This window comes from Phocaeicola intestinalis (assembly GCF_014837065.1).
Lineage (GTDB): Bacteria > Bacteroidota > Bacteroidia > Bacteroidales > Bacteroidaceae > Phocaeicola > Phocaeicola intestinalis.
Genome location: NZ_JACSPP010000050.1, coordinates 1 through 24,118, shown reverse-complemented (window position 1 = coordinate 24,118; position 24,118 = coordinate 1). Strand labels below are relative to the sequence as shown.

At 46.7% G+C, this 24,118-nt stretch carries 18 protein-coding genes and 2 pseudogenes; 8 read left to right on the top strand and 12 right to left on the bottom strand.

The window, feature by feature from the left end; translation table 11 throughout:
* The first annotated feature begins 113 nt into the window (after nucleotides 1-113).
* Together H9625_RS13390 and H9625_RS13385 are read left to right on the top strand one after the other, a co-directional pair.
* Nucleotides 114-1,085: a type I phosphomannose isomerase catalytic subunit gene (locus H9625_RS13390; protein ID WP_191764815.1), complete on the top strand. Its 972-nt coding sequence runs from the start codon at nucleotides 114-116 to the stop codon at nucleotides 1,083-1,085.
* A gap of 96 nt (nucleotides 1,086-1,181) precedes the next feature.
* On the top strand, nucleotides 1,182-2,492 hold the full coding sequence (locus H9625_RS13385; RefSeq protein ID WP_191764813.1) for an acetylxylan esterase: 1,311 nt from the start codon (nucleotides 1,182-1,184) through the stop codon (nucleotides 2,490-2,492).
* Between the two features lie 165 nt (nucleotides 2,493-2,657).
* Here H9625_RS13385 and H9625_RS13380 read toward each other — a convergent pair whose 3' ends face one another.
* The 3 genes from H9625_RS13380 to H9625_RS13370 all read right to left on the bottom strand — a co-directional run bounded on the left by H9625_RS13380 (nucleotide 2,658) and on the right by H9625_RS13370 (nucleotide 6,530).
* On the bottom strand, nucleotides 2,658-4,124 hold the full coding sequence (locus H9625_RS13380; protein WP_191764811.1) for an MFS transporter: 1,467 nt from the start codon (nucleotides 4,122-4,124) through the stop codon (nucleotides 2,658-2,660).
* A gap of 61 nt (nucleotides 4,125-4,185) precedes the next feature.
* Nucleotides 4,186-5,106, bottom strand: coding sequence for a 5-dehydro-4-deoxy-D-glucuronate isomerase (gene kduI, locus H9625_RS13375; RefSeq protein ID WP_191764809.1), 921 nt, complete (start codon nucleotides 5,104-5,106; stop codon nucleotides 4,186-4,188).
* Between the two features lie 35 nt (nucleotides 5,107-5,141).
* On the bottom strand, nucleotides 5,142-6,530 hold the full coding sequence (locus H9625_RS13370; protein WP_087209246.1) for a PTS galactitol transporter subunit IIC: 1,389 nt from the start codon (nucleotides 6,528-6,530) through the stop codon (nucleotides 5,142-5,144).
* Between the two features lie 277 nt (nucleotides 6,531-6,807).
* Between H9625_RS13370 and H9625_RS18065 the strand changes: the two are divergent.
* Together H9625_RS18065 and H9625_RS18060 are read left to right on the top strand one after the other, a co-directional pair.
* Nucleotides 6,808-8,004: pseudogene (locus H9625_RS18065) on the top strand (glycoside hydrolase family 88/105 protein); the annotation flags it as partial.
* A gap of 33 nt (nucleotides 8,005-8,037) precedes the next feature.
* Entirely contained in the window at nucleotides 8,038-8,910 is an 873-nt protein-coding gene (locus H9625_RS18060) for a pectinesterase family protein (protein ID WP_394354944.1), read from the top strand.
* A gap of 87 nt (nucleotides 8,911-8,997) precedes the next feature.
* On the opposite strand, the gene H9625_RS13360 is transcribed toward H9625_RS18060, so the two are convergent.
* The 7 genes and pseudogenes from H9625_RS13360 to H9625_RS13335 all read right to left on the bottom strand — a co-directional run bounded on the left by H9625_RS13360 (nucleotide 8,998) and on the right by H9625_RS13335 (nucleotide 17,833).
* Nucleotides 8,998-10,722, bottom strand: a complete 1,725-nt coding sequence (locus H9625_RS13360) for a pectinesterase family protein (RefSeq protein WP_087209237.1) — start codon at nucleotides 10,720-10,722, stop codon at nucleotides 8,998-9,000.
* 19 nt (nucleotides 10,723-10,741) lie between these two features.
* A complete protein-coding gene (locus H9625_RS17775) occupies nucleotides 10,742-11,854 on the bottom strand; it encodes a dienelactone hydrolase family protein (RefSeq protein WP_239414079.1) in 1,113 nt (370 codons plus the stop codon).
* Nucleotides 11,855-11,887: 33 nt separating this feature from the next.
* Nucleotides 11,888-12,847 (bottom strand): annotated as a pseudogene (pelA, locus tag H9625_RS17770) (pectate lyase); the annotation flags it as partial.
* A 98-nt stretch (nucleotides 12,848-12,945) separates the two neighbouring features.
* Nucleotides 12,946-14,403, bottom strand: coding sequence for a pectate lyase (locus H9625_RS13350; protein WP_191764807.1), 1,458 nt, complete (start codon nucleotides 14,401-14,403; stop codon nucleotides 12,946-12,948).
* A 13-nt stretch (nucleotides 14,404-14,416) separates the two neighbouring features.
* The gene (locus H9625_RS13345) at nucleotides 14,417-15,994 is read right to left on the bottom strand and encodes a pectate lyase (protein WP_191764805.1); all 1,578 of its coding nucleotides are present in this window, start codon (nucleotides 15,992-15,994) and stop codon (nucleotides 14,417-14,419) included.
* A gap of 244 nt (nucleotides 15,995-16,238) precedes the next feature.
* Nucleotides 16,239-16,454, bottom strand: a complete 216-nt coding sequence (locus H9625_RS13340; protein ID WP_191764803.1) for a hypothetical protein — start codon at nucleotides 16,452-16,454, stop codon at nucleotides 16,239-16,241.
* A gap of 50 nt (nucleotides 16,455-16,504) precedes the next feature.
* Complete coding sequence (locus H9625_RS13335; protein ID WP_225226435.1) at nucleotides 16,505-17,833, bottom strand: TonB family protein; 1,329 nt, start codon at nucleotides 17,831-17,833, stop codon at nucleotides 16,505-16,507.
* Between the two features lie 124 nt (nucleotides 17,834-17,957).
* Between H9625_RS13335 and mscL the strand changes: the two genes are divergently transcribed.
* Together mscL and H9625_RS13325 are read left to right on the top strand one after the other, a co-directional pair.
* Nucleotides 17,958-18,383, top strand: coding sequence for a large-conductance mechanosensitive channel protein MscL (gene mscL, locus H9625_RS13330; RefSeq protein WP_022039613.1), 426 nt, complete (start codon nucleotides 17,958-17,960; stop codon nucleotides 18,381-18,383).
* Between the two features lie 194 nt (nucleotides 18,384-18,577).
* Nucleotides 18,578-19,984, top strand: coding sequence for a glycoside hydrolase family 28 protein (locus tag H9625_RS13325; RefSeq protein ID WP_191764801.1), 1,407 nt, complete (start codon nucleotides 18,578-18,580; stop codon nucleotides 19,982-19,984).
* A 92-nt stretch (nucleotides 19,985-20,076) separates the two neighbouring features.
* Here H9625_RS13325 and H9625_RS13320 read toward each other — a convergent pair whose 3' ends face one another.
* Nucleotides 20,077-20,478, bottom strand: coding sequence for a DUF6249 domain-containing protein (locus H9625_RS13320; RefSeq protein ID WP_022039611.1), 402 nt, complete (start codon nucleotides 20,476-20,478; stop codon nucleotides 20,077-20,079).
* A gap of 323 nt (nucleotides 20,479-20,801) precedes the next feature.
* Here H9625_RS13320 and H9625_RS13315 point away from each other — a divergent pair, with 323 nt between their 5' ends.
* Both H9625_RS13315 and H9625_RS13310 read left to right on the top strand, forming a co-directional pair.
* A complete protein-coding gene (locus H9625_RS13315; RefSeq protein ID WP_087213288.1) occupies nucleotides 20,802-21,365 on the top strand; it encodes an RNA polymerase sigma factor in 564 nt (187 codons plus the stop codon).
* Nucleotides 21,352-21,705 carry a hypothetical protein gene (locus tag H9625_RS13310; RefSeq protein ID WP_022039609.1) on the top strand — a complete coding sequence of 118 codons (354 nt, stop codon included), beginning with the start codon at nucleotides 21,352-21,354 and terminating at the stop codon, nucleotides 21,703-21,705. The genes H9625_RS13315 and H9625_RS13310 overlap by 14 nt, the downstream gene beginning before the upstream one ends.
* 118 nt (nucleotides 21,706-21,823) lie before the next feature.
* Here H9625_RS13310 and H9625_RS13305 read toward each other — a convergent pair whose 3' ends face one another.
* On the bottom strand, nucleotides 21,824-23,956 hold the full coding sequence (locus H9625_RS13305) for a glycoside hydrolase family 2 protein (RefSeq protein WP_225226434.1): 2,133 nt from the start codon (nucleotides 23,954-23,956) through the stop codon (nucleotides 21,824-21,826).
* Nucleotides 23,957-24,118: the final 162 nt, after the last annotated feature.

The window sequence follows — 24,118 nt, the reverse complement described above, 5'->3', positions numbered from 1 at the left end:
AAAGGTCAGTTATCTGGTGCGTTTGTCCTGTAAAACCATCCGAATGTATTTCGCGATTCCATAAGTTTTCTTACCTTTGCCGTAGTAATAAATTAACCTAATCTTTTAGTTCTATGTATCCATTAAAGTTTAAACCGATTTTAAAATCGACCATTTGGGGAGGAGAGAAAATCATTCCGTTCAAACACCTTGATATCCAGCAAGAGCAAGTAGGAGAAAGTTGGGAAATCTCGGACGTTCCGGGTGATGAGTCTGTGGTGGCAAACGGTGCTGACGCAGGGAAAAACCTTACACAGATGGTAGATGAATATAAAGCGGCTTTGGTAGGGGAGAGCAATTACAAACGTTTCAACGGCAAATTCCCTTTACTTATCAAGTTTATCGATGCTTGCCAGGACTTGTCTATTCAGGTGCATCCGGATGACGAACTGGCGATGAAACGTCATCAGTCGCTGGGCAAGACCGAGATGTGGTATGTTATCGGCAATGATGGCGGAAAAGCCCATTTGCGTTCGGGATTGTCAAAGCAGATTACGCCCGAAGAGTATGCGCAGATGATTGCCGACAATACTATTTGTGACGCGCTTGCCGACTATGCGGTTCAGCCGGGTGATGTGTTCTTCTTGCCTGCCGGACGTATCCATAGCATCGGAGCCGGATGTTTTATCGCCGAAATCCAGGAGACTTCGAACATTACTTACCGTATTTATGATTTCAACCGTAAGGACAAGAACGGCAATACGCGCGAACTGCATACCGAGCTTTCGAAAGATGCCATCGACTATACGGTGAATGAAGATTACCGTACGCATTACACGCCGAAGCAGAACGAACCGGTAGAACTGGTGGCGTGTCCTTATTTCACCACTACGGTGTACGACTTGACCGAACCGATGGAAATGGATTATAGCGAGCTTGACTCGTTTGTGATTTATATCTGTATGGAAGGGGCTTGTAGTGTGACCGACAATGAGGGCAACCACCTTTCGCTTCAGGCAGGCGAGTCGGTATTGTTCCCGGCTACTACCCAGAAGCTTTCGGTAAAACCGGAAGGGCAGGTGAAATTCCTTGAAACTTATGTTTGATAATTGCGAGTATAAATGAAAGGTTAAGGCGCAAAAGAAAGTGTGTGGTTAAGAAAACATACTTTCTTTTGCGCCTTTATTGTGTATAAATGTAAAATGATGAATACGAAAAATTGGTTTATCTCTGTATGGATGTGTTTGCTTGTATGGGCGGTCACACCCCTTTTTGCGGAAAATTATCCCTATCGTAGTGATGTGCTGTGGGTAACGGTACCCGACCATCCCGACTGGCTTTATCAAGTGGGCGAGCAGGCAAAGGTGGAGGTGCAGTTTTATAAATATGGTATCCCTCAGGATGGAATAGAAGTGGCTTATGAGCTGGGAGAGGATATGATGCCGGCACACCGTAGCGGAAAGGTTGTGCTGAAAAACGGACGTGCCGTCATTCAGTTGGGTACGATGAATCAGCCCGGATTCCTGGATTGCCGGCTTACGGCAACCATAGACAGGCAGACCTACAGACATCATATAAAGGTGGGATTCTCTCCTGAAAAATTGCAGCCTTATACACAGCTCCCTGATGACTTCGACGCGTTTTGGGAAAAGAATTTGGCTGAGGCTGCCAGGTGTCCGATGGAATATACCATAGAGCCAGCTCCCGAATATGCTTCGGAAACGACCGAATGTTTTCTGGTCAAGTTGCAATGTTTCCGTCCCGGTTCGTATGTATATGGTTATCTGACCCGTCCCAAGGCTTCGGGCAAATATCCCGTGGTACTTTGTCCTCCGGGTGCGGGAGTAAAGACCATTAAAGAGCCTGGGCGTCATATTTATTATGCCGAAGAAGGATGCATCCGTATGGAAATGGAGATTCATGGACTGAATCCGAAAATGACCGGCAAAGAGTTTAAGGAGATATCGGCGGCTTTCGGCGATTACCTGACGTTCGGCATTGATGACCGCGAGAATTATTACATGAAGAAAGTCTACATGGCATGTGTGCGTGCCATCGATTACCTCACTTCTTTGCCCGACTGGGACGGGAAGAATGTTATCGTACAAGGCGGAAGCCAAGGCGGGGCACTGGCACTGGTAACGGCTGGACTGGATAAGCGTGTAACGGCTTGTGTGGCAAATCATCCGGCATTGAGTGACATGGCAGGATATAAGGCAGGACGTGCCGGAGGTTATCCTCATTTTTTCAAGCGTTATCAGGATATGGATACACCTGCGAAAATCCGTACTATGGCCTATTATGATGTGGTCAACTTTGCCCGGCGCATCAAGGTGCCGGTCTATATGACATGGGGGTATAATGACAATACATGCCCTCCTACTACCAGCTACATTGTTTATAATGTATTGACCTGCCCCAAGGAGGCGCTGATAACCCCCATTAACGAACACTGGACTTCGGAAGCAACAGAATACGGACATCTGAAATGGATTCAGAGACATTTAAGGTAACCGTTGTATTGGGATTCAGTCTGTGAATGTGTTCCGGGACTCAAAGAATATCTTCTGAAAAAAGCGTGCCTGCATACTATGAGAACAATAGTAGTGCAGGCACACCGAAAATGAAAACCAAAATGTGCAAAAAATTAGAAACGGTTTCTAAATCCGTCTGGCGGATTATACTTCTACCAGTTTATATTTAGGTACCATGATCTTCATCATAATCCAACTGAACAGGTAGGCGAGCGATGCTACGATGAATACAATCATGTAGCCGGCATCGATACCCTGAAAACCAAGGAAAGACATGTTGGTTTCTTTCGAATAAGTAAATAGCAAACCCGAGCACTGGTTGAAAAGCAAGCAGCCTACACCACCTGCCATACCACCGATGCCTGTAACGGTAGCTACGGCCGATTTCGGGAACATATCACTTACTACTGAATAGACATTTGCACTCCAACTCTGGTGTGCTGCACCGATGATACCGATGATGATAATCGGATACCAGCAAGAAGCTGCACCGGTCGACTGGGCAAACAAACCTATCAATGGGAAGAACGAGAAAATCAGCATGGCTTTCATTCTGCCTTTATAGGGGTCCATTTTTTGCTTTTCAACAAAGAATGTAGGCAGATAACTTCCGTAAAGCGACAACATCGAAATCAGATACAGTGTAAAAATCAGCATCATTCCCATGGTAGAGTCTGAACTGTATCCGTATACATCACGGATATATGCCGGAGCCCAAAACAGGAAGAACCACCATACACCATCGGGCAGGAAACGTCCGAAGATGACCGCCCATGTCTGGCGGAAAGTGAAACATTTCCAAAGTCCGATTTTCGGTCCGTCATTATTGTCTTTGCTGACCGTATTTTCGGCTATTGCATCCTGTTCGATGTATTCAAGTTCAGCTTTGTTCACATGCTTGTTGTCACGTGGCTTGTCGTAGAATTTGTAGAACAAAATCATCCAGAGCAGCCCGACTCCACTCATTACGATGAATGCCATTTCCCAGCCGAAAGCACGTGCAATGCCCGGTATGATGAACGGGGCTACCAGAGCACCTACTTGTGCACCTGCATTGAACAAGCCGGTAGCGAAGCCACGGTCTTTCTTCGGAAAATATTCGGCAGTAATCTTGATGGCTGAAGGGAAATTGCCCGATTCACCGATGGCAACAATGCACCGCATGAATACAAACAGCCAGACACTGACAGTTGATACCGCCAGTGCGATATTTCCAGTAGCTTTGATGGCGGCAAGGTTTTCGCGTGCGGCTCCGAAAGTGAACATCCAGTCGCCACTTACAATGCCATTGGTCAGTATGCCGGTAAAAGCATGTAAGAATGCACCCACTACCCATGTGCCGAAGGCAATGAGATAACCGCGGCGCGTACCTACTTTATCGATAAACTTTCCGATGAACAGCATACTGATGGCGTAAACTAACGAGAATACACCCGTGATGGTTCCATAATTGGCATCCGACCAGTTCAGTTCGGGAGCGATAAAGTCTTTATAGGTAAGCGATAGAACCTGGCGGTCCATATAAGTTGCTGCAGTAGCCAAGAATAGCATGCTACAGATTACCCAGCGGTAATTGCTCATCTTCGCTCCGGTATTAGTTGAATTGTTCATGGTATTGAATCTTGTTTTTATCGTTTAGATAGTTTTTAGTTAATAAATGACGGGAGGGTGCTTATCTCATTTCTGTGTAAGAAATCTTGTCCATATCTCCGTAGTCCAGGTTCTCACCAGCCATACCCCAGATGAACATGTAGTTGCTGGTGCCGGCTGCTGCATGGATAGACCATTCGGGTGACATGATAGCCTGTTCGTTGGCAAGCCATACCAGACGTTCTTCTTGTGGTTCGCCCATTAAGTGGCAAATCATGTTGCCTTCAGGAACGTTGAAATAGAAATACGCTTCGATGCGGCGGCTGTGGGTATGTGCAGGCATGGTGTTCCATACACTGCCGGGTTTTAGTTCGGTCAATCCCATTTGGAGTTGGCACGGGCCTTCTTCCAGTACGTTGTTCACAATCAGCTGGTTGATGACACGGTCGTTGCTTTCTTCCATTTTTCCGGCAGGGAATGAGTTGGCTTTCAAAGAGCCTTTGCGTCTGTCGATGGTAATCAGTTGTGTCTTGTACTCTTTATGTGCCAGTGCCGAGTTGATATAGAACTTGGCAGGCTTGCTGGCATCTTTGCTCTTGAATGTCACATTTTTGTTTCCACGGCCGACGTACAGGGCTTCTTTGAATCCCAGTTCGTATTCTTTGCCATCTACGGTTACGATACCTTCGCCACCGATGTTGATGACTCCCAGTTCGCGGTTGAACAGGAAATAAGGAGCTTTCAGTGCATCAAAGGTTTCCAGTGTCAGTTCTTTGGTTGCGGGAACGGCTCCGCCGAAGATGAAGCGGTCGTACATGGAATAAGTCAGGTTGATTTGGTCGGCAACCATTACTTTTTCCATCATGAAACTGTTACGAAGTCTTTGTGTGTCGTATGTTTTTACATCTTGGGGGTTGCATGCCGTTTGCATGCGTACGTTTACTTGTGCATTTGCCGATAAAGCGGCTGCACCTAACATCATTGCAATTGCTAATTTTTTCATGTTGCTTTCGTTTTTTATAGTTTGTTTTTTATTGATTATTCAGCGTTGCGGCTTTCCTTGATAATCCGGCGTCGGTTAAAGATTGCCAAAGCCAGTGTAAAGGCAACAAGGATAATAGAACCTACAATCTTCATATTATATACAAGGTGGAAAATAGCCCATGAGAAGAGGCTTGAGGCAAAGTCGAGTGCACCTCCTTGGAACCCTTCGGGTATTTTTACGGCAGAGTCTTGTGTCTTTACATATACGTCTTGTGCGGCTTGGGTAAAGAAAGGAGCCAAATCGGTAACGAAATAGAGTCCTACAATCAAAGCTACCAGGCCGATGATGAATGTTTTCAATACGTTGCCTTTAGTGATGGGAAGGACCGCCGGAAACAAGTAGAACATACCAGCCAGCGAGGCAAGCGGCAAGAATTGGTTTCCGGGAAGTATAACCGATAAAAATAAAGTAACAGGAATCAGTAACAACGAGACAACAAGCGTTGTAGGATGGCCGATGACCAATGCAGGGCTCATACCAATGTTCAGTCCGCTTGCATTCTTGAATTTGCGGGCAATTAATTCACGGGTGGCATCCGAGATTGGGCGCAATCCTTCAATGAATAATGAAGTGATACGTGGAATTAATTCCATTACAGCTCCCATCTTAATGCCCAGTCCCAAAATGGCAGGAATGTTGTCGACCAGCTGCTTGCCGCTTTCACAAGCTAATGCACCAATGCCGCATCCCACGATGACACCTAGAAAAAGAGGTTCACCCATGATGCCGAATTTCTTTTTCATGCCTTCCGCATCGATGTTTAATTTTTCAAATCCGGGAATTTTATCCAGTGCCTTATTGATAACTACGGCAAAGGGTACAAAACCCTGGCAGAAAGGTTGAGGGATGGAGATGCCGTCCATTTTGTCGTAATAGGTCTGGAATTGTTTGCAGGTCAGGTCTGCCATTACCAAAGTAATAATGTAGCAGATAATGGCGGCAAAAAATCCCCACCAGATATTGTCTGATGCGAAATAGACCACAGCACCGATAAAAGCAAAGTGCCAATAGTTCCACAGGTCGATGTTGACGGTTTTGGTTGTTTTGGTCAGCAACATCACGATATTGACTGCAAGGCATACAGGAATGATGAAAGCACCTACAGATGTGTTGTATGCAACTGATGCAGCAGCAGGCCATCCCATGTCGAAGATACCTAGACTTAACCCATAGATTTCGGTGACTCTTTTCAGTGGTTCTCCCAGGCTGCTTGTCAACAAAGCGGTCACTACCGATAATCCTACAAAACCGACTCCGACGAGCAATCCGCTCTTGAGTGCTTTCCCGAATTTAATTCCGATACATACTCCTAAAATTGTAAAAATAATAGGCATCATCACCGCTGCTCCCAGACCGATGATATAGCTAAAAACCTGTTCCATACGTTACGTTTCTCTTTACTATAAATACGTTTATAAGGTTAATAATGAATGTAATTGCACCAAATGTACGGTCTTTTCTTTTAATTTGCAATTGATTTGGCAAGAAATTGCAGTATTTGTCGAAATTTTCCGTTATCGTACACGATAATTCTTGTTTCTTGAATAAATAATCCACTTTTAAGCCCAGAAAATCCACATGGCCCATTTACTTTTTCTTTACTTTTGTAACTGTTAAGGGAGTGTGGGCATTCATGCAAAAACAAATAAAAAACACGTTATGAGAAACAAGAGCTTTTTAGTTATGATGTTGGGGGTTGTGTTGGCAACTTTGGGTAAAATTCAGGCAAAGACCGATTCCTTCGAGCCGCAGAAGCCTTGGTCTGTCCGTATGGCAGAGTCGGAAATGGTAAGAAATCCTGAGTCGTGGCAACTTGATTTCCAACCGTCATTGAAATGGGATTATTGTCATGGGCTGGAATTAGGGGCTATGTTGGATGTGTACGACCGTTATGGCGACAACCGTTTTTTCGAGTATGCTTTGGCTTATGCCGATACGATGGTTAATGCAGACGGGACAATCAAGAAATACAAGGTAGAAGAATATAGCCTGGACCGTATCAATTCCGGAAAATTCTTGTTCCGCATTTATGAACAGACTAAGGAACCGAAGTACAAGAAAGCCTTGGATTTGATTCGCACACAGTTCGATGGACAGCCTCGCAATGCTGATGGAGGCTTTTGGCATAAGAAAGTATATCCTCACCAAATGTGGTTGGACGGTATCTATATGGGGGTTCCTTATTTGGCGGAGTATGCTTACCGGAATAATGAACCGGAAGATTATCAAGAGGTTATCAAACAGATAAAGTTGGCTGCGCGTCATACGTACGATTCAGAGACGGGCTTGTTCCGACATGCTTGTGATGTAAGTAAGACAGAAAAATGGGCGGATAAGACTACCGGTCAGTCGCAGCATTGCTGGGGACGTGCGTTGGGATGGTATACAATGGCAATCGTTGATGTGCTTGATTATCTTCCGATGCATGAACCGGGACGTGACTCATTGCTGGTGATACTGAACCACGTTGCCAAGACGTTGAAAAAATATCAAAGTCCAGAAGGATTGTGGTATCAGGTGATGGATCGTAGTGGTGATGAAGGAAATTATTTGGAGTCGTCCTGCTCTACGATGTTTGTCTATTCCCTCTTGAAAGCAGTGCGTAAGGGATATATCAGTTCTTCTTATTTCAATACGGCGCGTAAAGGTTACGAAGGCATTTTAAATCATTTTATAAAGGTGGACGAAAATGGGTTGGTGTCGATAACCCGTGCTTGCGCAGTTGCCGGACTGGGAGGCAAGAATTACCGGTCGGGTGATTATACCTATTATATAAATGAGAAGATTCGTGACAACGACCCGAAGGCTGTTGGACCGTTTATTCTGGCAAGCCTGGAATGGGAAAGTCTTCCTAAGGAGCAACGTCGTTTTGCCGAACCTAGAACGTTGATGGTGGCTCAGGATGGTTCGGGCGACTTTACTACTTTAAAGGATGCTTTGGAGTCGGCAAGAGCTTTTATGGATTATGATGTAAAGATTTATGTCAAGAATGGTGTTTATCGTGAAAAGCTGGTTGTGCCTTCGTGGCTTCAGCACATTGAGATTATCGGTGAAGATGCTGGCAAGACAATAATAACGAATGCCGATCATGCCAATATGAACAAAATGGGTACTTTCCGAACCTATACGGTGAAAGTAGAGGGCAATTACATCACGTTCCGTAACATAACTATTGAGAATAATGCACCCCGCTTGGGACAGGCTGTAGCCTTGCATACTGAAGGGGATTGCTTAAGATTCTATAATTGCCGGTTGTTGGGCAATCAAGATACAGTCTATACGGGGACAGAAGGAACTCGTCTTTATTTCGAAGGGTGCTACATAGAGGGAACTACCGATTTCATCTTTGGTCCTTCTACTGCTTGGTTCGAGGGATGCACCATTCACAGTAAAGCCAATTCGTATGTGTCAGCAGCTTCTACTCCTGCCTATATTTCTTATGGTTATGTGTTTAATAAGTGCAAACTGACTGCCGATGCCGGTGTAAATAAAGTCTATCTGGGACGTCCGTGGCGTCCGTATGCTTCTACCGTATTTATGAATTGCGAGTTGGGCAAACACATTGTTCCGGCAGGCTGGCACAATTGGAATAATAAGGAAAATGAAAAGACTGCTCGTTATGCTGAATACGGAAACACCGGTGAAGGTGCAATAACCGGCCAACGGGTCGGATGGGCAAAGCAGTTGACCGAAAAAGAGGTAAATGACATAACTTTGGACCGTTTTTATTTTATGTCAGGAAATTGGAATCCGTGCGAATAAAAGTCGTATAACTGTAAGAACTAATCAGGAGTTAAAAGTCAATAACCTTGTAGGTTTGGGCTTTTAACTCCTGATTAGTTCTTACAGTTACCGCTTGATGTCTGTCAATAGGGCATTGCCATTTTTAAGAGGATTCCATCCATCGTTTCCTGCCAATACCTTTTCGGGCTGGTATCTTGTGATGTCAGTCAGTTGGTGGCTATAGGGTACTCTAGTATTTGGGCTTGCTCCTTCGCCGGTGCTTTTGTATTCAGCGAAGAACGCGGTTTTTTCATTCGATGCTTTACCCCAGTTGTTCCAGCCTGCCGGAACAATGTGTTTGCCCAATTCGCATTCTATGTAAACCACTTGGGCATAGGGACGCCACGGACGAGCCAGATAAACTTTGCTGGTTTCCTTGTCTGAAGTCAGGCGGCAGTTCCAGAATACATATCCATAGTCTTTCCCTTGGTCGGTAGAGGGAGCGGTCACATAGCCATCACCTAAGCTTCGTATCTCGCAATTTTTGAATAAGGCAGTGCTCCAGCCAAAGATGAAATCGACAGTGCCTTCTATGTAGCATTCCTCGTAGTATTGTCGGCTTTCTTTGCCATAGGTGTAGAGTGTGTCTTGGTTGCCCAGAAAACGGCAATGCCGGAAATAGGCACGATCGCCATCGACAAAACATGCTACAGCTTGCCCTACCTTTCCTGCCGTATTGGCAAAAGTGATGTTTTCGGCATAAAAGTCGGGAGCGTAAATGTAGACGGTAGATGAACCGGAGGTAGACATTTCTTCGCCGAAAATATTTTTCTTCGAGGCATAATTGTCATCAGTGATTATGGCTCCCTCTTCGCCGATAAGTGATACATTGATTTTTGAGGCAGGGACGATGACACGTTCTTTGTATTCGCCTTTCCGTACAAGAATGGTAGTGCGATGTTTTTTGCGGAAATCGGGTACGGCATTAATTGCTTCCTGAACGGTGAAGAAATCACCGCTACCATCTTTTGCTACTACAAAATCATAATAACGTACGTACTTGCCCAATTCGGGAATTTGCTTCTCGATGGCTTGTACGGCAAGTCTGGCTACCTGTCTGGCACCGTATACGTTGAAATGGGTATTGTCTTGGCGTCCTTTGGGGCAAGCGGGTGAAACACCTGCCGGAATCCACATGAAAAGTCTTTTTGAACCTTCTACGCCCATTGATTCTACCAGTTCCTTTGTGGCACGGTTGAGATCGATGAATACTACATCCAGTTCTTTTGCCACATTGCGTGGCGAGTCAAGATATTTTCCATGGGTATCTATCAGCGTATCTCCTTCTTCGATGGCATCTGTCTTTTCGGGACGGAGGTCATCAGCAGCAATCGCATTGGGGTTTTCACCGAAATTGCGGCGTACTACAGAATTAAACAAGACGGGAATACCTCCTTTTTCGCGTGTCTCACGTACGAATTTCCGGAGGTTTTCATCGAAAGTTGTACCTGGTTCGGTATGACGGTCAGGGTTCGTTTTCTCGTCATTATGTCCGAACTGGATAAATACATAGTCACCTGGGCGGATTTTGTTTACCACTTCTTCCCAGTGTCCTTGGTCAATGAAACTTTTCGAGCTTCTTCCGTTTAAAGCATGGTTGTCTACGCGTACGTCTTCGGTGAAAAATCCTCCTAAAACGTGTCCCCAGCCTCGTTCTAAATTACCGGCATCCAACGATTTATTGGCCATGGTGGAATCTCCTATCATAAAAATCGTGATAACCCGGTCTGACTTGAATGCTGACAGGAACAGAACTGTCAGTAAGATGCAGAACAAATGAACTTTTTTCATAAAATGATGGTATATGTTTTCAATGGTTGAATTCTTTATTGAAAAACTCTAATACGGCTTGCTGGATTTCTTTGCTGCAGAAATGGGGCAAGTCGTAGAGTTGGGTATGGAGGTGTTTATCGGCTCCCTGGCTTTCCCATACTTTGTGCAGGATTTCGTATGCAGACTTTACCCCGTCTACCGGAAAAAGTTTGTCTTTCAGTCCGTTGGTGAATAACATCGGCTTGGGACAGGCGATGCTTGCTACGTGTGGATAATCCATGTAACGCCGGAGGTTCGGGATAATCATGGCGTATGCCGAACCACCTTTGTTCTGGTTGTTGGTTAAAGTCATCAGACTATCGGTGGTATTCATCCAGCATACGGCAGCTCCGGCTTTTACGGCATCGGTGGCCGCCATGGTCATCCATGCCCGATGTGCTCCCATAGAGAAGCCCATTGTACCGACTTTTTCCTTATCGACATTAGGAAGAGAACTCAAGAACTCAGCACTTCGGATATCATCCCACGTGATGAGTGCTCCCCATGACATGCCCATCTGAAGCAAATTAGCAGATAAAGCTTGTTGCGAATCGTAGCGTGGATATTCTTTTCGTCCGCGTTCGCCCCAGAACAGGGCATCTACTGCCAGCACGATGTATCCGTGTTGTGCCAGATAATCACCTACGTATTGTCCGTCGTAGCAACGTGTTACCCAATCGTCTGCATCTGCTTGTACGACTTCTGATACGTGAAACGGACGTACCATCTTTTCTTTTCCGATGGTGAAATGTGCACCATGGTCGTGTAGTAGCAGGATAGCAGGAAATGGACCTTTTCCTTCAGGTACCAAGAGGTATGCCGGCACGCGAGACCATTTGGAAATGTTAAATACGATTTTTTGTGCCGTATAGCCCTCACGTTGCTCACTCTCGATGACTTTCATATCGAAGGCAGATTCGGGAGGTGCAGGCTGCATGCATTCCAGCAATTTCCGGCGTGCCTGTTCACGCCAGCGGCTGAAATCTTTTTCTGGTGCATTGCCCCACGCCAGTGGATAGGTGAGTGTTTGCTTCAGTTCTTGGTAGAAGATAGGCATATCGTTTATGGTTTCGTAGCCTGTGTATGCCTGTTCTGCCTCTATTTTTTTTATCCATACCGGATAAGCTTGTAAGATGGCTTCGGGAACGTATGTGTACCATGCATAGCCTACCCGTCGTTCGGGCGCTACATCTTTCAGCTGATAGACTTTTTTCCCATTGCGGTTAGCCATGAAGGGACGGTTGGTATCCAGTTCGTAAAAACGGGCCCAGATGCGTGGAGCTTTAGCGTCTTCCACGACAATTCTGTCGTAGGGATATTCTGCGTTGGTGATTTGCGTTTTGTCTATGGGAACCTTTTCGATGCGGATACCTTGGATTGCTGATTTTTCCAGCCAGGATATGCCGGCTTTTACGGCATCTATGACCGGAGGTGTAGGGTGAGGAATGTGCATCAGCAGGCGCAGGATACTACAGCTTTCGCTCGAAACCAATGACGGAAGTTCGAAGCTGCGGGCATGTGTAGGGAGCAATGTCTTGTTGTCGTGTTGCTGTCCCCATACAGTTTTGGTGCCGTTCTGTACATATTGAGTATGCAAAATCATGTCGATTCCCTTCCAAAATGCCTGGTGGATTTTTTTCCTCATTGTGTCGTCCAGCCAGGTGTAATGGATATCTCCTTCGTTGATGCGTAAAAAGAGTTCCAGTACACCGGTGGTCACCTCATCATTGTATGTGATGGCATCTACGTCCCAGCCGCGCCAGCCTCCGTTTTTCTTTTGAGTTTTAAGAAGGTAGCTCAACCCTTTGAGAGCGGCATCTTTGTAGCGTGCCTGTCTGGTCAGCGTATATACATGGGCAAGATAATCGATTTGTGAGTACGTATTGCGGTTGTCCAGCGTACTGCGTTTGTATCGGTCGCTTAATGTGCTGTATACCGAGTCGGGCGGCAGAATGGCCAGCCAGTCGATGTTTTTGGGCCATCCGCCGTCTTGATTCTGGTAAGCAATGAAATTGTTGGCTATTTCCTTGTACTGTTCAGGGGCATAGCGGGCATAGTTGCGGACGGGATGTCCCAGATTCCAGTGGTGGATGCCGTCATCCATACTTTTTAGTGAGGGGATATCTTGTGCGTGTGCGAAACTTGCCAGTCCACATATCAGCAGGCATAGTAATTGGTTTTTCATGGCTTAACTCTTACTTCTCAGTTTTTCGGATATAAATGGTTAACTAAACCATTCAGATAAACTTCCAGATTGGTATAGTCGGTACTCAGGCTGTAAACAGCCCCATCCGAGGCGTCATTGGGGTTTAAGCCGTGCTGTTTTTCCCATTCATCGGGCATCCCGTCGGAGTCAGTATCAATAGGAGCAATGTCAGACTGGTATTCATCCCATCCGCCTACATCGCTGGGTTGGTCTATCATGCCGTTAGTACTTCCGTGGCTTCCTTCATAATGATAGATGCCCTGCCGGGTTTCGTCTACGATACGTTGGTCGTATGCATCCCGTTTGAAAGAAGCTCCTGCGTATTGCAATACGGCTTCATAAGCTTCGTGTGCCGGTTGGAGCGAAGTATGTTCGGCTATATCGAAGGGGGAATCGGATAAGTAAGTTGTTTTGTCCGCGGTTTTGTCTTTTAAAATCAACCCTACGGTATTGTCCTTGTTCACCTTTTGCATGTCTTTCCGTTGCTTTTCGCTCAGCTTGGTACATGAATCATCCATGTAGTTCCCGTTCAGATAGAAAACACCGTGAATACCTTTTGTATTGGAGTTCGTTCCGTCATCGGGATATGCTGTAAACAAACGTTTGTATGAGGAGACCGTAGCGGTATAGGGACCGGGCTTATAGTAATTGTTCAGGAAATTATACGAACCTCCTTCGCCCGCGTATGCTCCGGCACTTCCGTAATTGTAGATGACATTGTTGAACAATTCCACCCGCTCTTCTTCGGGCTTGCCTGTATAGCGGCTTCCGCACAGGCGGGGCGTGCGGTTGGAGTGATGTGCCAGCAGATTGTGGTGGAACGAGGCGGGCTGTCCTCCCCAGATGCCTCCATAGCCGTGCTTGCCTTTTTCGTGGATGGAGTTGAGCAGGCTTTCGCTGGCGATGCACCATTGCATCGTGAAGTTCCGGTTATCGTAGAACGTGGCACATTCGTCCGTGCTCCAGCTCATCGAGCAATGGTCGATGATGATGTCCCGGTGGTTATTGAATCCGTTCATGGCATCGTTCCCTTTTTGCTTGATGTCCGCTCCCATGCGTGAACGGATGAAGCGGATGATGACGTTGTCCGCCTTGATTCCCAGCGTATAGTTTTTCAGGCAGATGCCGTCGCCCGGAGCGGTCTGTCCGGCAATGGTCAGGTCTCCGTTATTGATATAGAGTGGGGATTGCAGTTCGATGATGCCGCTTACGGCAAATACGATGGTGCGCGGCCCTTTCTTGCGGATTGCCCAGCGCAACGTGCCTTCCGACCCGTCGTCTTTCAAGGAATTGACGGTATATACTTTTCCGCCTCTTCCGCCGGTAGTATATTTCCCCGCACCGTCGGCTCCGGGGAATGCCGGTACGCGGTCGGTGGATGCTGATGCCGGTAAGGCGCATAACGAGAGCGCAATCAGGCAGGCGGCTGTTCCGAGTTCTCTTTTCAGGTTCATATATAATAAGGTATTAAGGGTTAGGATATAAATCTTCTACTAAGCTATTCAGGTAAACCTCCAAGTTGGTATAGTAGGGGCTGAGGTTGTATTTGGCTCCGTCCGAAGCATCGTTCGGGTTCAAGTGTTGTTCTTCTTCCCATGCATCGGGCATGCCGTCTCCGTCTGTGTCTGCCGGAGCTGTGCCCGGTGCGTAATCAGGCCATCCGCCTACGTCTTCGGCACGGTCTATCAGTCCGTTCGAACTTCCGTTGCTTCCATCGGCGGTATAATTCCCTTGGCGCACGTTATCGACAATGCGCGCGTCTACCTCATCCCGGACGAGCGATGCTCCCGCATGAGCCAATACCCATTCGTAGGCATCTTGTGCCGGTTGGGTGTATTCGTCCGTATCGGAAGTGATGAGGAAGGCTTCTTCCGACCGGATGGCTTCGATGCCTCCTTCGGGCAAGGGGCAATTGTTTTCATTGGGATGTATGCCCGACCAGTTATCTGCATTGACTTCCGCTATCAGTTTTTTGTAGTTTTCGGGCAAGTTGGGGCAGGTATCATCAAAATAGTTTCCGTTTACGTAGAAAGTTCCCCATACGCCTTTCGGGTTTTGCTGGCTTCCGTCATCCCCGTTAGGCTGGAAGATGCGGTTGACAATGCCTTTCTTCGTACAGGTGGAAGGTCCCGGCTTGTAATAGTTGTTGATGAAATTGTACGAGCCTCCTTCGCCCGCATAGCCTCCGTTGGTCGGTCCCCAATTATAGAATACGTTATTCCGCAGGTCGACTTGCTCCTTATCGGGATTGCCCGTGGTGCGGCTTCCCGAAAGGCGGGGCGTACGGCTGCTATGGTGTGCCAGCAGGTTATGGTGGAACGAGGCAGGTTCTCCTCCCCAGATGCCTCCGTACCCATGCCTTCCTTTGCTATGCTCGGAGAGCGTAAGGCTTTCGCTGATGATGCACCATTGCAGGGTGAAGTTCTCGTTATTATAGAAAGAGGCACACTCGTCGGTGCTCCAGCTCATCGAGCAATGGTCTATCACGATGTTTTTCCGTCCTCTGCCCCACACGGCATCGCCTCCGTCGGCTTCGGCTTCCGTCAGGTTGTCCGATCCCATGCGGAAACGGATAAACCGTATGATGACATTATCTGCATTTACTACAACCGGATGCCCTTTCAGGCAGATGCCTCCTCCCGGTGCGGTTTGTCCGGCAATGGTTACATCTCCATGATTGATTTTAAGCTCTTGGCTTAATTCGATAAGTCCGCCCGTGGCAAAGACGATGGTACGCTTGCCCGATTGGTTCAATGCCCAGCGCAAGGTGCCCGTAGAGCCGTCATCGGCAAGGGAAGTGACGGTATATACCTTCCCTTCCGCTCCTCCGGAAGTAAAGCGTCCGGCTCCGAAAGCATAAGGAAAGGCGGGGGTTGCGTTCCGGTCGGGAGCGGGATAGTCGGGCAATTCTTCTTCGTCCGGCTCCGGTTCAGGTTCTTCTTGTCCGGGCTTTTCTTGCTCAGTTTTAGGGGATGTATCCGCACAGGCGGTAAATAAGCTAAAGCTAAATGCCATGGCAAGCCAAACTGGTTTCGTATGTTTCATAAAAGATGTTTTTGTTTTTGTATCAAAAGTACGCCTTTTTCGTGTGGTAGAGGGGGAAATATTGGTTTTTATATACCATATTTTGAACTAGGGCAGGATGGACTTGAATGGGAGTTTTAACGTATACGGCTTCATTTGCCTGCGAAGCTGTATGTGTCGGTTGATGAAACTTGCTTCGTAAGGCGATGAAGCCGTATGCGTTTATGTTTTCGCAATAGTTGCATCGCTTGTAAGATTATTAATCTTACAGCGTGAAGATTAATAATCTTTCGGCATGAAGATTAATAATCTTAGAAGCTGTTTTGAATTTCTCCAAAAAGTTTTTCTTGGCTTGATGTATCCGTTTTCGTGTGTGCTTTGGGCGATTTTTTGGTCCTTTCCGCTCCTGTTCTTCGTCAGATAGCCCGCTATCTTCCTCATCACAGAAGCGGAAATGCCTCAAAAACTCATCCCAAATCATCGCACGATAAATTCAAAACAGCTTCTTACAAGCAAGGCAGTTATGTGCTCTTATTTATCCTTGATTCCGAACAGCCAACGGAAGAAGCGGACAAAGATGTTGCGTTTCTTAGGCTTTTGTTCCGTTGCTTGCTGACTGGTAGAAATTTGTTCCAGCGAGTCTTTCGGTGCGATGGAGTCGGTAGGTAGCAGCAGGCTGTCTTTCTTCAGAAGTAACGAGTCGACCCCGATGTTCAGTGAGTCGGCTGGTAAAGATAACGAGTTTTTTTGTAGCCGGATTGAATCTGTACGCAACGAATCCGCCAATACTTTCCGGAGCATGTGCAAGGAGTCTATGGCAAGCGAATCGGTGCGGAGCGAGTCAACAGTCAGCGTGTCGCGGTGCAAGATGCTGTCGGCTTGTGCTGGTATTGGTCGGTGCTGTATAGGTTTCGGACGTTCTATTTTGAACTGTATGGGTACCGAGTATTTGCAGCGTACTGTGATTCCGTGGTCTTTTGCCGGAATCCAACGAGGCATTTGTTGGATAAGGGCTAGTGCCGCCGTGTCCATTGTAGGCTCCAGGCTACGTACAATGGTGGGTGAGGTGATCCGCCCGTTTCTTTCTACGACGAATTGTATTGCCACTACTCCTTCCAGACTGTCCCGTTTGGCACGTTCGGGGTATTTCAAATTCCTTTTTACATATCTTGTAAAGGCTTTCATTCCTCCTGGAAATTCGGGCATCTGTTCGGCAGAGGCATAGATACGTACCGAACTTTTGGCATACATTGTGATGGGGAGTGGTTCGTTCGGGTATTGCAGGAACTGTTGGATGGGAATAGAGAGGTTGTCCATCCCGTCGGCACGCACGGTCACCGGATGGTTGAAGTCGGCATCGATATGGAATAATCCGATTTCGTCGGTCGTAGTTCGCCGTCCTGTTCCCAGGATGCTGATGATAGCTCCCGTTATCGGTTCACCGGTATCAGAACTTACAATGCCTTCGACGGGGAAGGTCTGCTGGCTTTGCTTGAATGCTACAATATCTTGTGGGCTGTCCAGATAGAATGTCCGGGTAGCGTTTTCAGCTTCAAGGGCGAACGAGGCGACCGATTTATTGCGGTCGGTTGGAAAATATAAGTTTGCCGTACGGGTATAACTATCTTCGGTGGCATACCGGAAGGTAATGATTCCCTGTGCATCCCCGGTATACTCCTGGCTTCGTCCGGAAATTTTCAGAATTATGCCCGGCTGAGGTTGTCCGTTCGACTTCAGGACGGTAATACGGAATGTTGTTTCCGTTTCTATTCCCAACAGGTTTTGCGGTAGGATTAATGCAAGGCACATCAATAGTATGTGTCCTAATGTGTATAGTCTTCTGTTCCGGTTCATAATCATAGGAAAATAGCGGTGCAAAGCTACGAGTATTCTCTTTCATTTCAAAGTTTCTTGCCTGATTTCTGTTTCCTGTGTTTGATTTTATTATCTTTGTGCACGTAAACGGATTCAAAAACGGAGCAAGATGAAAAAGACATTTGACGAGTTTAAGAAATTTGCCATGCGGGGAAATGTCATCGACATGGCGGTAGGTGTCATTATTGGCGGTGCTTTCGGCAAGATCGTGTCATCGCTGGTAGGCGATGTAATAATGCCGGCGATAGGTCTGCTGGTGGGAGGTGTGAATTTTTCTGACCTGAAGTGGGTTATCAAGCAAGCGGTAGTGAAAGACGGAGAAGTGGTCACTCCCGAAGTGGCGCTTAATTATGGAAACTTTATCCAGGTGACTTTCGATTTTCTGATTATCGCTTTGGCGGTATTCTTTTTAGTGAAAGGCATCAACGCATTGACTCGGAAGAAAGAAGCCGAGACAAAGACTCCGCCTGCTCCTCCGGTAGATATCCAGTTGTTGACCGAGATACGTGACTTGTTGAAAGAAAAGAAGAATTAAGCGATATAATTAGAAGTTAAAATTAGAAGTTAAAGAAGTGAGAAGGAGTTATCGCCCGCTGAAACGGGCTTGGAGTTAAAAAGCTAATATCCGGTTATGGCTTGCATAAGTAAAAGTATTGGCTTCTAACTCCCTTTAACTCCTTGAAGCAACTCCCTTTTAACTCCTGATCTTGACCAAATAATGAATTATTTATGAAAACATTATTGATTTTCCTGCTGGCTTTTGCGGGTTTCTCCTTGCAGGCTTCCGAACCTGTTGACTTTGATAAGGCTTTTGCCCAATCGGTAAAAATCGAACAACAAATCAAACTTACTCATTTTCCCGACAGGGTGTACAATATCGTAGATTTCGGTGCAAGGCCCGATACACCCGAAGAACCTTGCCACGAAGCTATCAATCAGGCGATTATAACTTGTAGCCAGGAAGGAGGAGGCACGGTATTAGTTCCTAAAGGAACGTTTTATACCGGTCCGATAACCTTGAAAAGCAATGTAAACCTGCATGTGGAGGAAGGGGCTATACTGAAGTTTTCTACCGTTCAAGAACTTTATTTCCCTGCAGTTATTACCCGTTGGGAAGGATTGGATTGCTATAATGCTCATCCGTTGATTTATGCGTATGGCGAAACGAATATCGCGCTGACCGGTAAGGGAATCATTGACGGGCAAGGCTCGAACGAACATTGGTGGTATATGTGTGGTGCATCCCGTTATGGCTGGAAGGAAGGGATGCGCAGCCAAAAGTTAGGAAGCCGCGAGCGTCTGATGGGATATGCCGAACTGAAACGTCCGATTTACGAACGTGTAATGACTCCTGAAGATGGACTGCGACCTCAACTGGTTAATTTTTATTCGTGCAATACCGTGCTGATAGAAGATGTGACTTTGCTGAACTCGCCCTTTTGGGTCATCCATCCTTTGTTTTGCGAGAGCCTGATTGTACGGGGCGTGAAGATATTCAACCGCGGTCCGAACGGGGACGGATGCGACCCCGAATCGTGCAAGAACGTGCTGATAGAGAATTGCCGTTTCGATACGGGAGACGATTGCATTGCGATTAAATCGGGACGGAACGAAGACGGGCGCAAATGGAACATCCCGAGCGAGAACATCGTCGTGCGGAATTGCGAGATGAAGAACGGGCATGGAGGTGTGGTTATCGGAAGCGAGATATCGGGCGGATACCGCAACCTGTATGTGGAAGATTGCGTGATGGACAGTCCGCAATTGGACCGGGTGATTCGTATTAAAACCAGCACTTGTCGAGGTGGGCTGATAGAGAACGTGTTTGTGCGGAATATCAAGGTAGGGCAATGCAACGAGGCGGTGTTGCGCATCAACCTGAAATACGAGGAGCGCGAGCAATGCAACCGGGGTTTTGACCCGACGGTACGCAATGTCCACCTGAAGAACGTGACCTGCGAAAAGAGTCGTTACGGCATCGTGGCTATCGGGCTGGACGATGACAAGCATGTATCCAACGTATCGCTGGAGGATTGTCACTTTAATAATGTAAAGGAGAACGGGAACCGCATCGAGAACGTGAGCGATATCACGATGAAGAACCTCTACATCAACGGGAAACTCTTTGAGAATTAAGAATGAAGAATTAAGAATGAAGAATCGCTTCGCCTGCATGGGATTGGCTAACGCCGAACGTTGTTTCTTCATTCTTAATTCTTCATTCTTAATTATTCTTCGTTCTTTTTGTTCAGCTTCAGTTCTACAAGGAAAGCAACTATCAGTCCGATGCCTCCGCCTATCAGGACGCTGGCTCCATAGATAAGGGAAACGGTTTCGTTTACATGATGGTCGTAGTTTGAGAAATATGCCGGTTGTGTGTTGTAGACGATGCAATAGCCGGCAATTAGACCCAGTCCGATGCCCAAGAACAAGCAGCCCATGCGCAGGGCAGAGAAGAAACCCGAAGGAGAAGAAGAATTCGGATATTTCACTTTTTCTTTGTCCAGCAATTCGGGAGGTAGTTTTTCAATCAGCATGATTCGTTCTTTCCGTTTGGCATAAAGTTCGAACAACTTGTACATCACTCCAAAAATAATAGCCACATTGGCAACAATCATTAATTCATCCATATTATTATCAGTTTTATTTTGTTTCTTTGTTTCTTTAGACGCAAGTGGATGCGGAAGGTTACACCAAATGATAAAGATATTTATGAAAAAGAATGTCCGCAAACTTCCAGTAGAAACAAGCATATACTTGTCTTTGCCTTTAAAGATACTTGCATGGTCATTGCTTTATATATATGTAGCCAGTTGCAGATATATAAAGCTATAAAGGAAGAATATCGCGTTGGAGGGAAATGGTGTATATAGAACTATTGGACTATCATATACGAGAATTTTTTCACCGATAGTTGTAACCTCTTTCTTCTGTTTGCGTCTAAAAGTATGAAATGAATACGAACGAGTCACATATCATCGCACAGGTGTTGGCGGGGAAAACCGAAGCTTTCGCTTATTTCCTAGATACATACGGACAACAGATTTTTACGTTGATTGTCCGGATGGTATCATCTCCGGAAGACGCCGAAGAGCTGACGCAAGACACTTTCATGAAAGCCTTCCGCCACCTTGGCTCGTTTACAGGAGGCAGCAGTTTTTCTACGTGGATATACCGCATTGCCTACAATACCGCGCTTTCGGCATTGCGTAAGAGGCGTGAAGAAGTGCTGGCGATAGATGATAAGCAATGGGAGCGGGTTTCCGAAACAGAGGTGGACGAAGCACTGGATGACGATTCGGAAGACCGTGTTGCCCGTCTTCAGGAAGCCTTGCAACAGCTTGCTCCCGAAGAACGTGCCATCATCACTTTTTTTTACGAAGAAGAGAAGAATATCGATGAGATAGCGCATATCTTGAACCAAAGCGTTAGCAATATCAAGGTGAAACTGCACCGTATACGCAAGAAACTCTATCTATTAATGAACAAAGGAGAAATAAGCTATGACAACAGATAAAGGACTGAAAAAAGCACTGGGCAAACAATCGTCATACCGCTTGCCAAGTAATTTTACATATCGTATGATGCAGCAGGTGCGCGAGGAGGCCTTTGCACGTGAACGTCGGGAGGAACACCGTCTTTGGTGGGCATTGGCTGTATTTTGTTTGTGCACATTCTGTGGTGTGACCTATTATGTTGTTAAGTTGTATGGCGCATCCATAGTTCGTTGGTGGCATTCGTTGTCGTTTGCATTGCCTTCAGTCAATGCTGTCCTATTTTTCCTGCCTACGCTGGTGGCACTTCTTTGTTTGGGGAGATTGTATTGGTGGCTGGAGAAGAAAATGCAAAGTAATTAAGACAAGGAGACAAAGTCTGCCCGTCTGATAGCAGGGGCGGTCTTTGTCTCCTTCTTGTGGAAAATCCTTTCAGTTAAGAAGCTATTTTGAATTTGAAACAGGCTTTAATTCTTGTCAGTTATTCTTCGTAAATCGAACGGGCATCTGTCCGTTTTTCAACACCTTTGTTCTGCTTGCTGAAAAAAGAAAGCAGGTCTTGTTTGCTGACGGTTCCGGTGGGGACAAAGTCTGCCGAATTCATGTATTGTGTCAGACTATAGAACAGTTGCTTTACTTCAGGTTTCTGTTTGCTCTCAGTCGACAAGAGGTCTATTGAACTCATGATGAGTTTGCCCTTTCCGTATTTAGTTTCGAAGACGGATGCCAGTCGGCGATTGTTTACGAAATTGTCTGTTACTTCTATGATAGGTTGCAAATCGGGCAACGAATCCATGACCAATACCTTGGAGTGTTTGACCAGGTTCCACCATTGCCAGTCGCTATGTATCTCGGTAGGGAAATGCAGAAGTGCCGGATGTTTGGGGTCGCAAAGTATGCCCATGGTTCCTGCCTGTTTGGGGAAATGGACGGGGCTCCAGAACACCGGAAGGAACTTGCCTTCCAACCCTTCCAGTTTATCGGGACGTGGAGAGAGCAGGACTTTTTTCCCTGCTTCCAAAGCCGACAGTGCCTGGCTGATGTCTTGAGTCAGCACAACATCACCGGCATCCAGTTTCCCTCGCCCCACTTCATATCCGGTCTTGTCTGTCAATTGCCACAGGATATGCTTGCCGCGGATGTCTTCTTTGTAATAGTTGGCTATTTCCACTTGTGCGGCAAAGGTTTCGTTGGTTGTCCAAGTAGCTTTTTCGAAACGGGCGAGCGGGACGACCGGTGAGCAGAACTGACGGAAATAACGTTCATCGGTCAGCTTCTTCGATTCCCAAAACGCATTGACCAGACCGATGAGTGCCGTGCCTTGTCCCGGGAAATCTTGCAGGCCAAGCAGTTGATAGCCGCTGAATTGCGGTGTTTTCATGGCACGTTCGATTTCTTCTTTGTAGAGTTGTACCGCAAATCTGCCTGAAGCTTGCAGGTAACGTTCGGCTTTGCCGGCAAGCCCTTTCTTTTCCAGGTCTTTTTGGATGGCTTTCAGGTTGAGCGGTTCCAAGGTGCCGGTGTAGTTCCCGATTTCTTTCATGTCCGGATATACCGAATATTGTCCGATCTCGTGCGAAATCAGCGGGACTTTTATGCCTTCTGCCGCCTGTCGGTAGTCTTTGTTGAAGTTGGGTTCTTCGGCATCGAATACGCCTTGTCCGCGTATCCAGCCTTTGTCTGTCCATTGGGTAACGAAGAAGTCGTCTTCCGGTTCGGGTTGTGTGCCATGCCCTTGCTCGAAAGTGAATGTGGTGGTGGCATACAGGTGGCGGTTATCTTGCCGTTTCATGTAGCCCACAAATGCGTTCAGAAACTGGAAGTCGGGCTGCAGCTCGTTGCCTGTGCTCAACATGCAAAAAGAAGGATGGTTTCCATACGCGGCAATGATGCGGTCGAACTCCTGGTATAGGAAACGGTTGGTGGCGGTGTCCTTTCCTACCGTAAGTGACCAGTTGGGCAGCTCCACTTGCAGGTAAAATCCCATGCGGTCTGCTACCTTGAAAGCGGCTTCGGGCGGGCAATACGAATGGAAACGCAAGTGGTTCAGTCCCCATGCTTTGGCGGTAGAGAATACTTTTTCCCAGCCGGCTTCATCGGTCGGAGGCGTTCCGGTCAGCGGAAAGATGCAGCATTCCAATGTTCCGCGCAGGAATATCCGGTTGCCGTTGATGGTAAGATAACCGTCGGTATGCCCAATCTCGCGCATGCCGAAAGTGGTTTCATAGCGGTCTGTACCCTGCCGGGTATGGCAGCTTGCCTGCAATGTATAGAGGGTGGGAGAGAACTCGTCCCACAGGCGCATGTCCTCGCCCAGTGCATATTCTTTTTCTATGCAGACCGTATCATGAGGGAATGCGGCCGGATAGGTTTGCGGCTCGTATGACTTGCCGGTCTCAGCGCAGTTGACTTGCAAGGTAATCTCTGCCTGAGTGGTCTGGGGATTGGTCCGCACCAGGACGGCTTTTACTTTTATCCGCTTGCCTGCGATGTCCGGATACACGTTTACTTGTTGTAGCTTGACATCGTTTTCCGCTTTCAGTTCCATGCGTCCCAACACGCCGTTCCATTTCACTTGTGTGTCTTCGGTATACGCATGTGCCAGTTCGCGCATGGAAATATCGTGTTGTTTGCGGTTATCTATGCGGAGGAATATTGGTGCATCCGCTGTAAGATTATTAATCTTCAGGCTGCAAGATTATTAGAGTTTATGTAAATTAGTTATGATAGTTCCAAGGGTTGATTTTAATTCTGAGATTATGCAGTGCCATACATG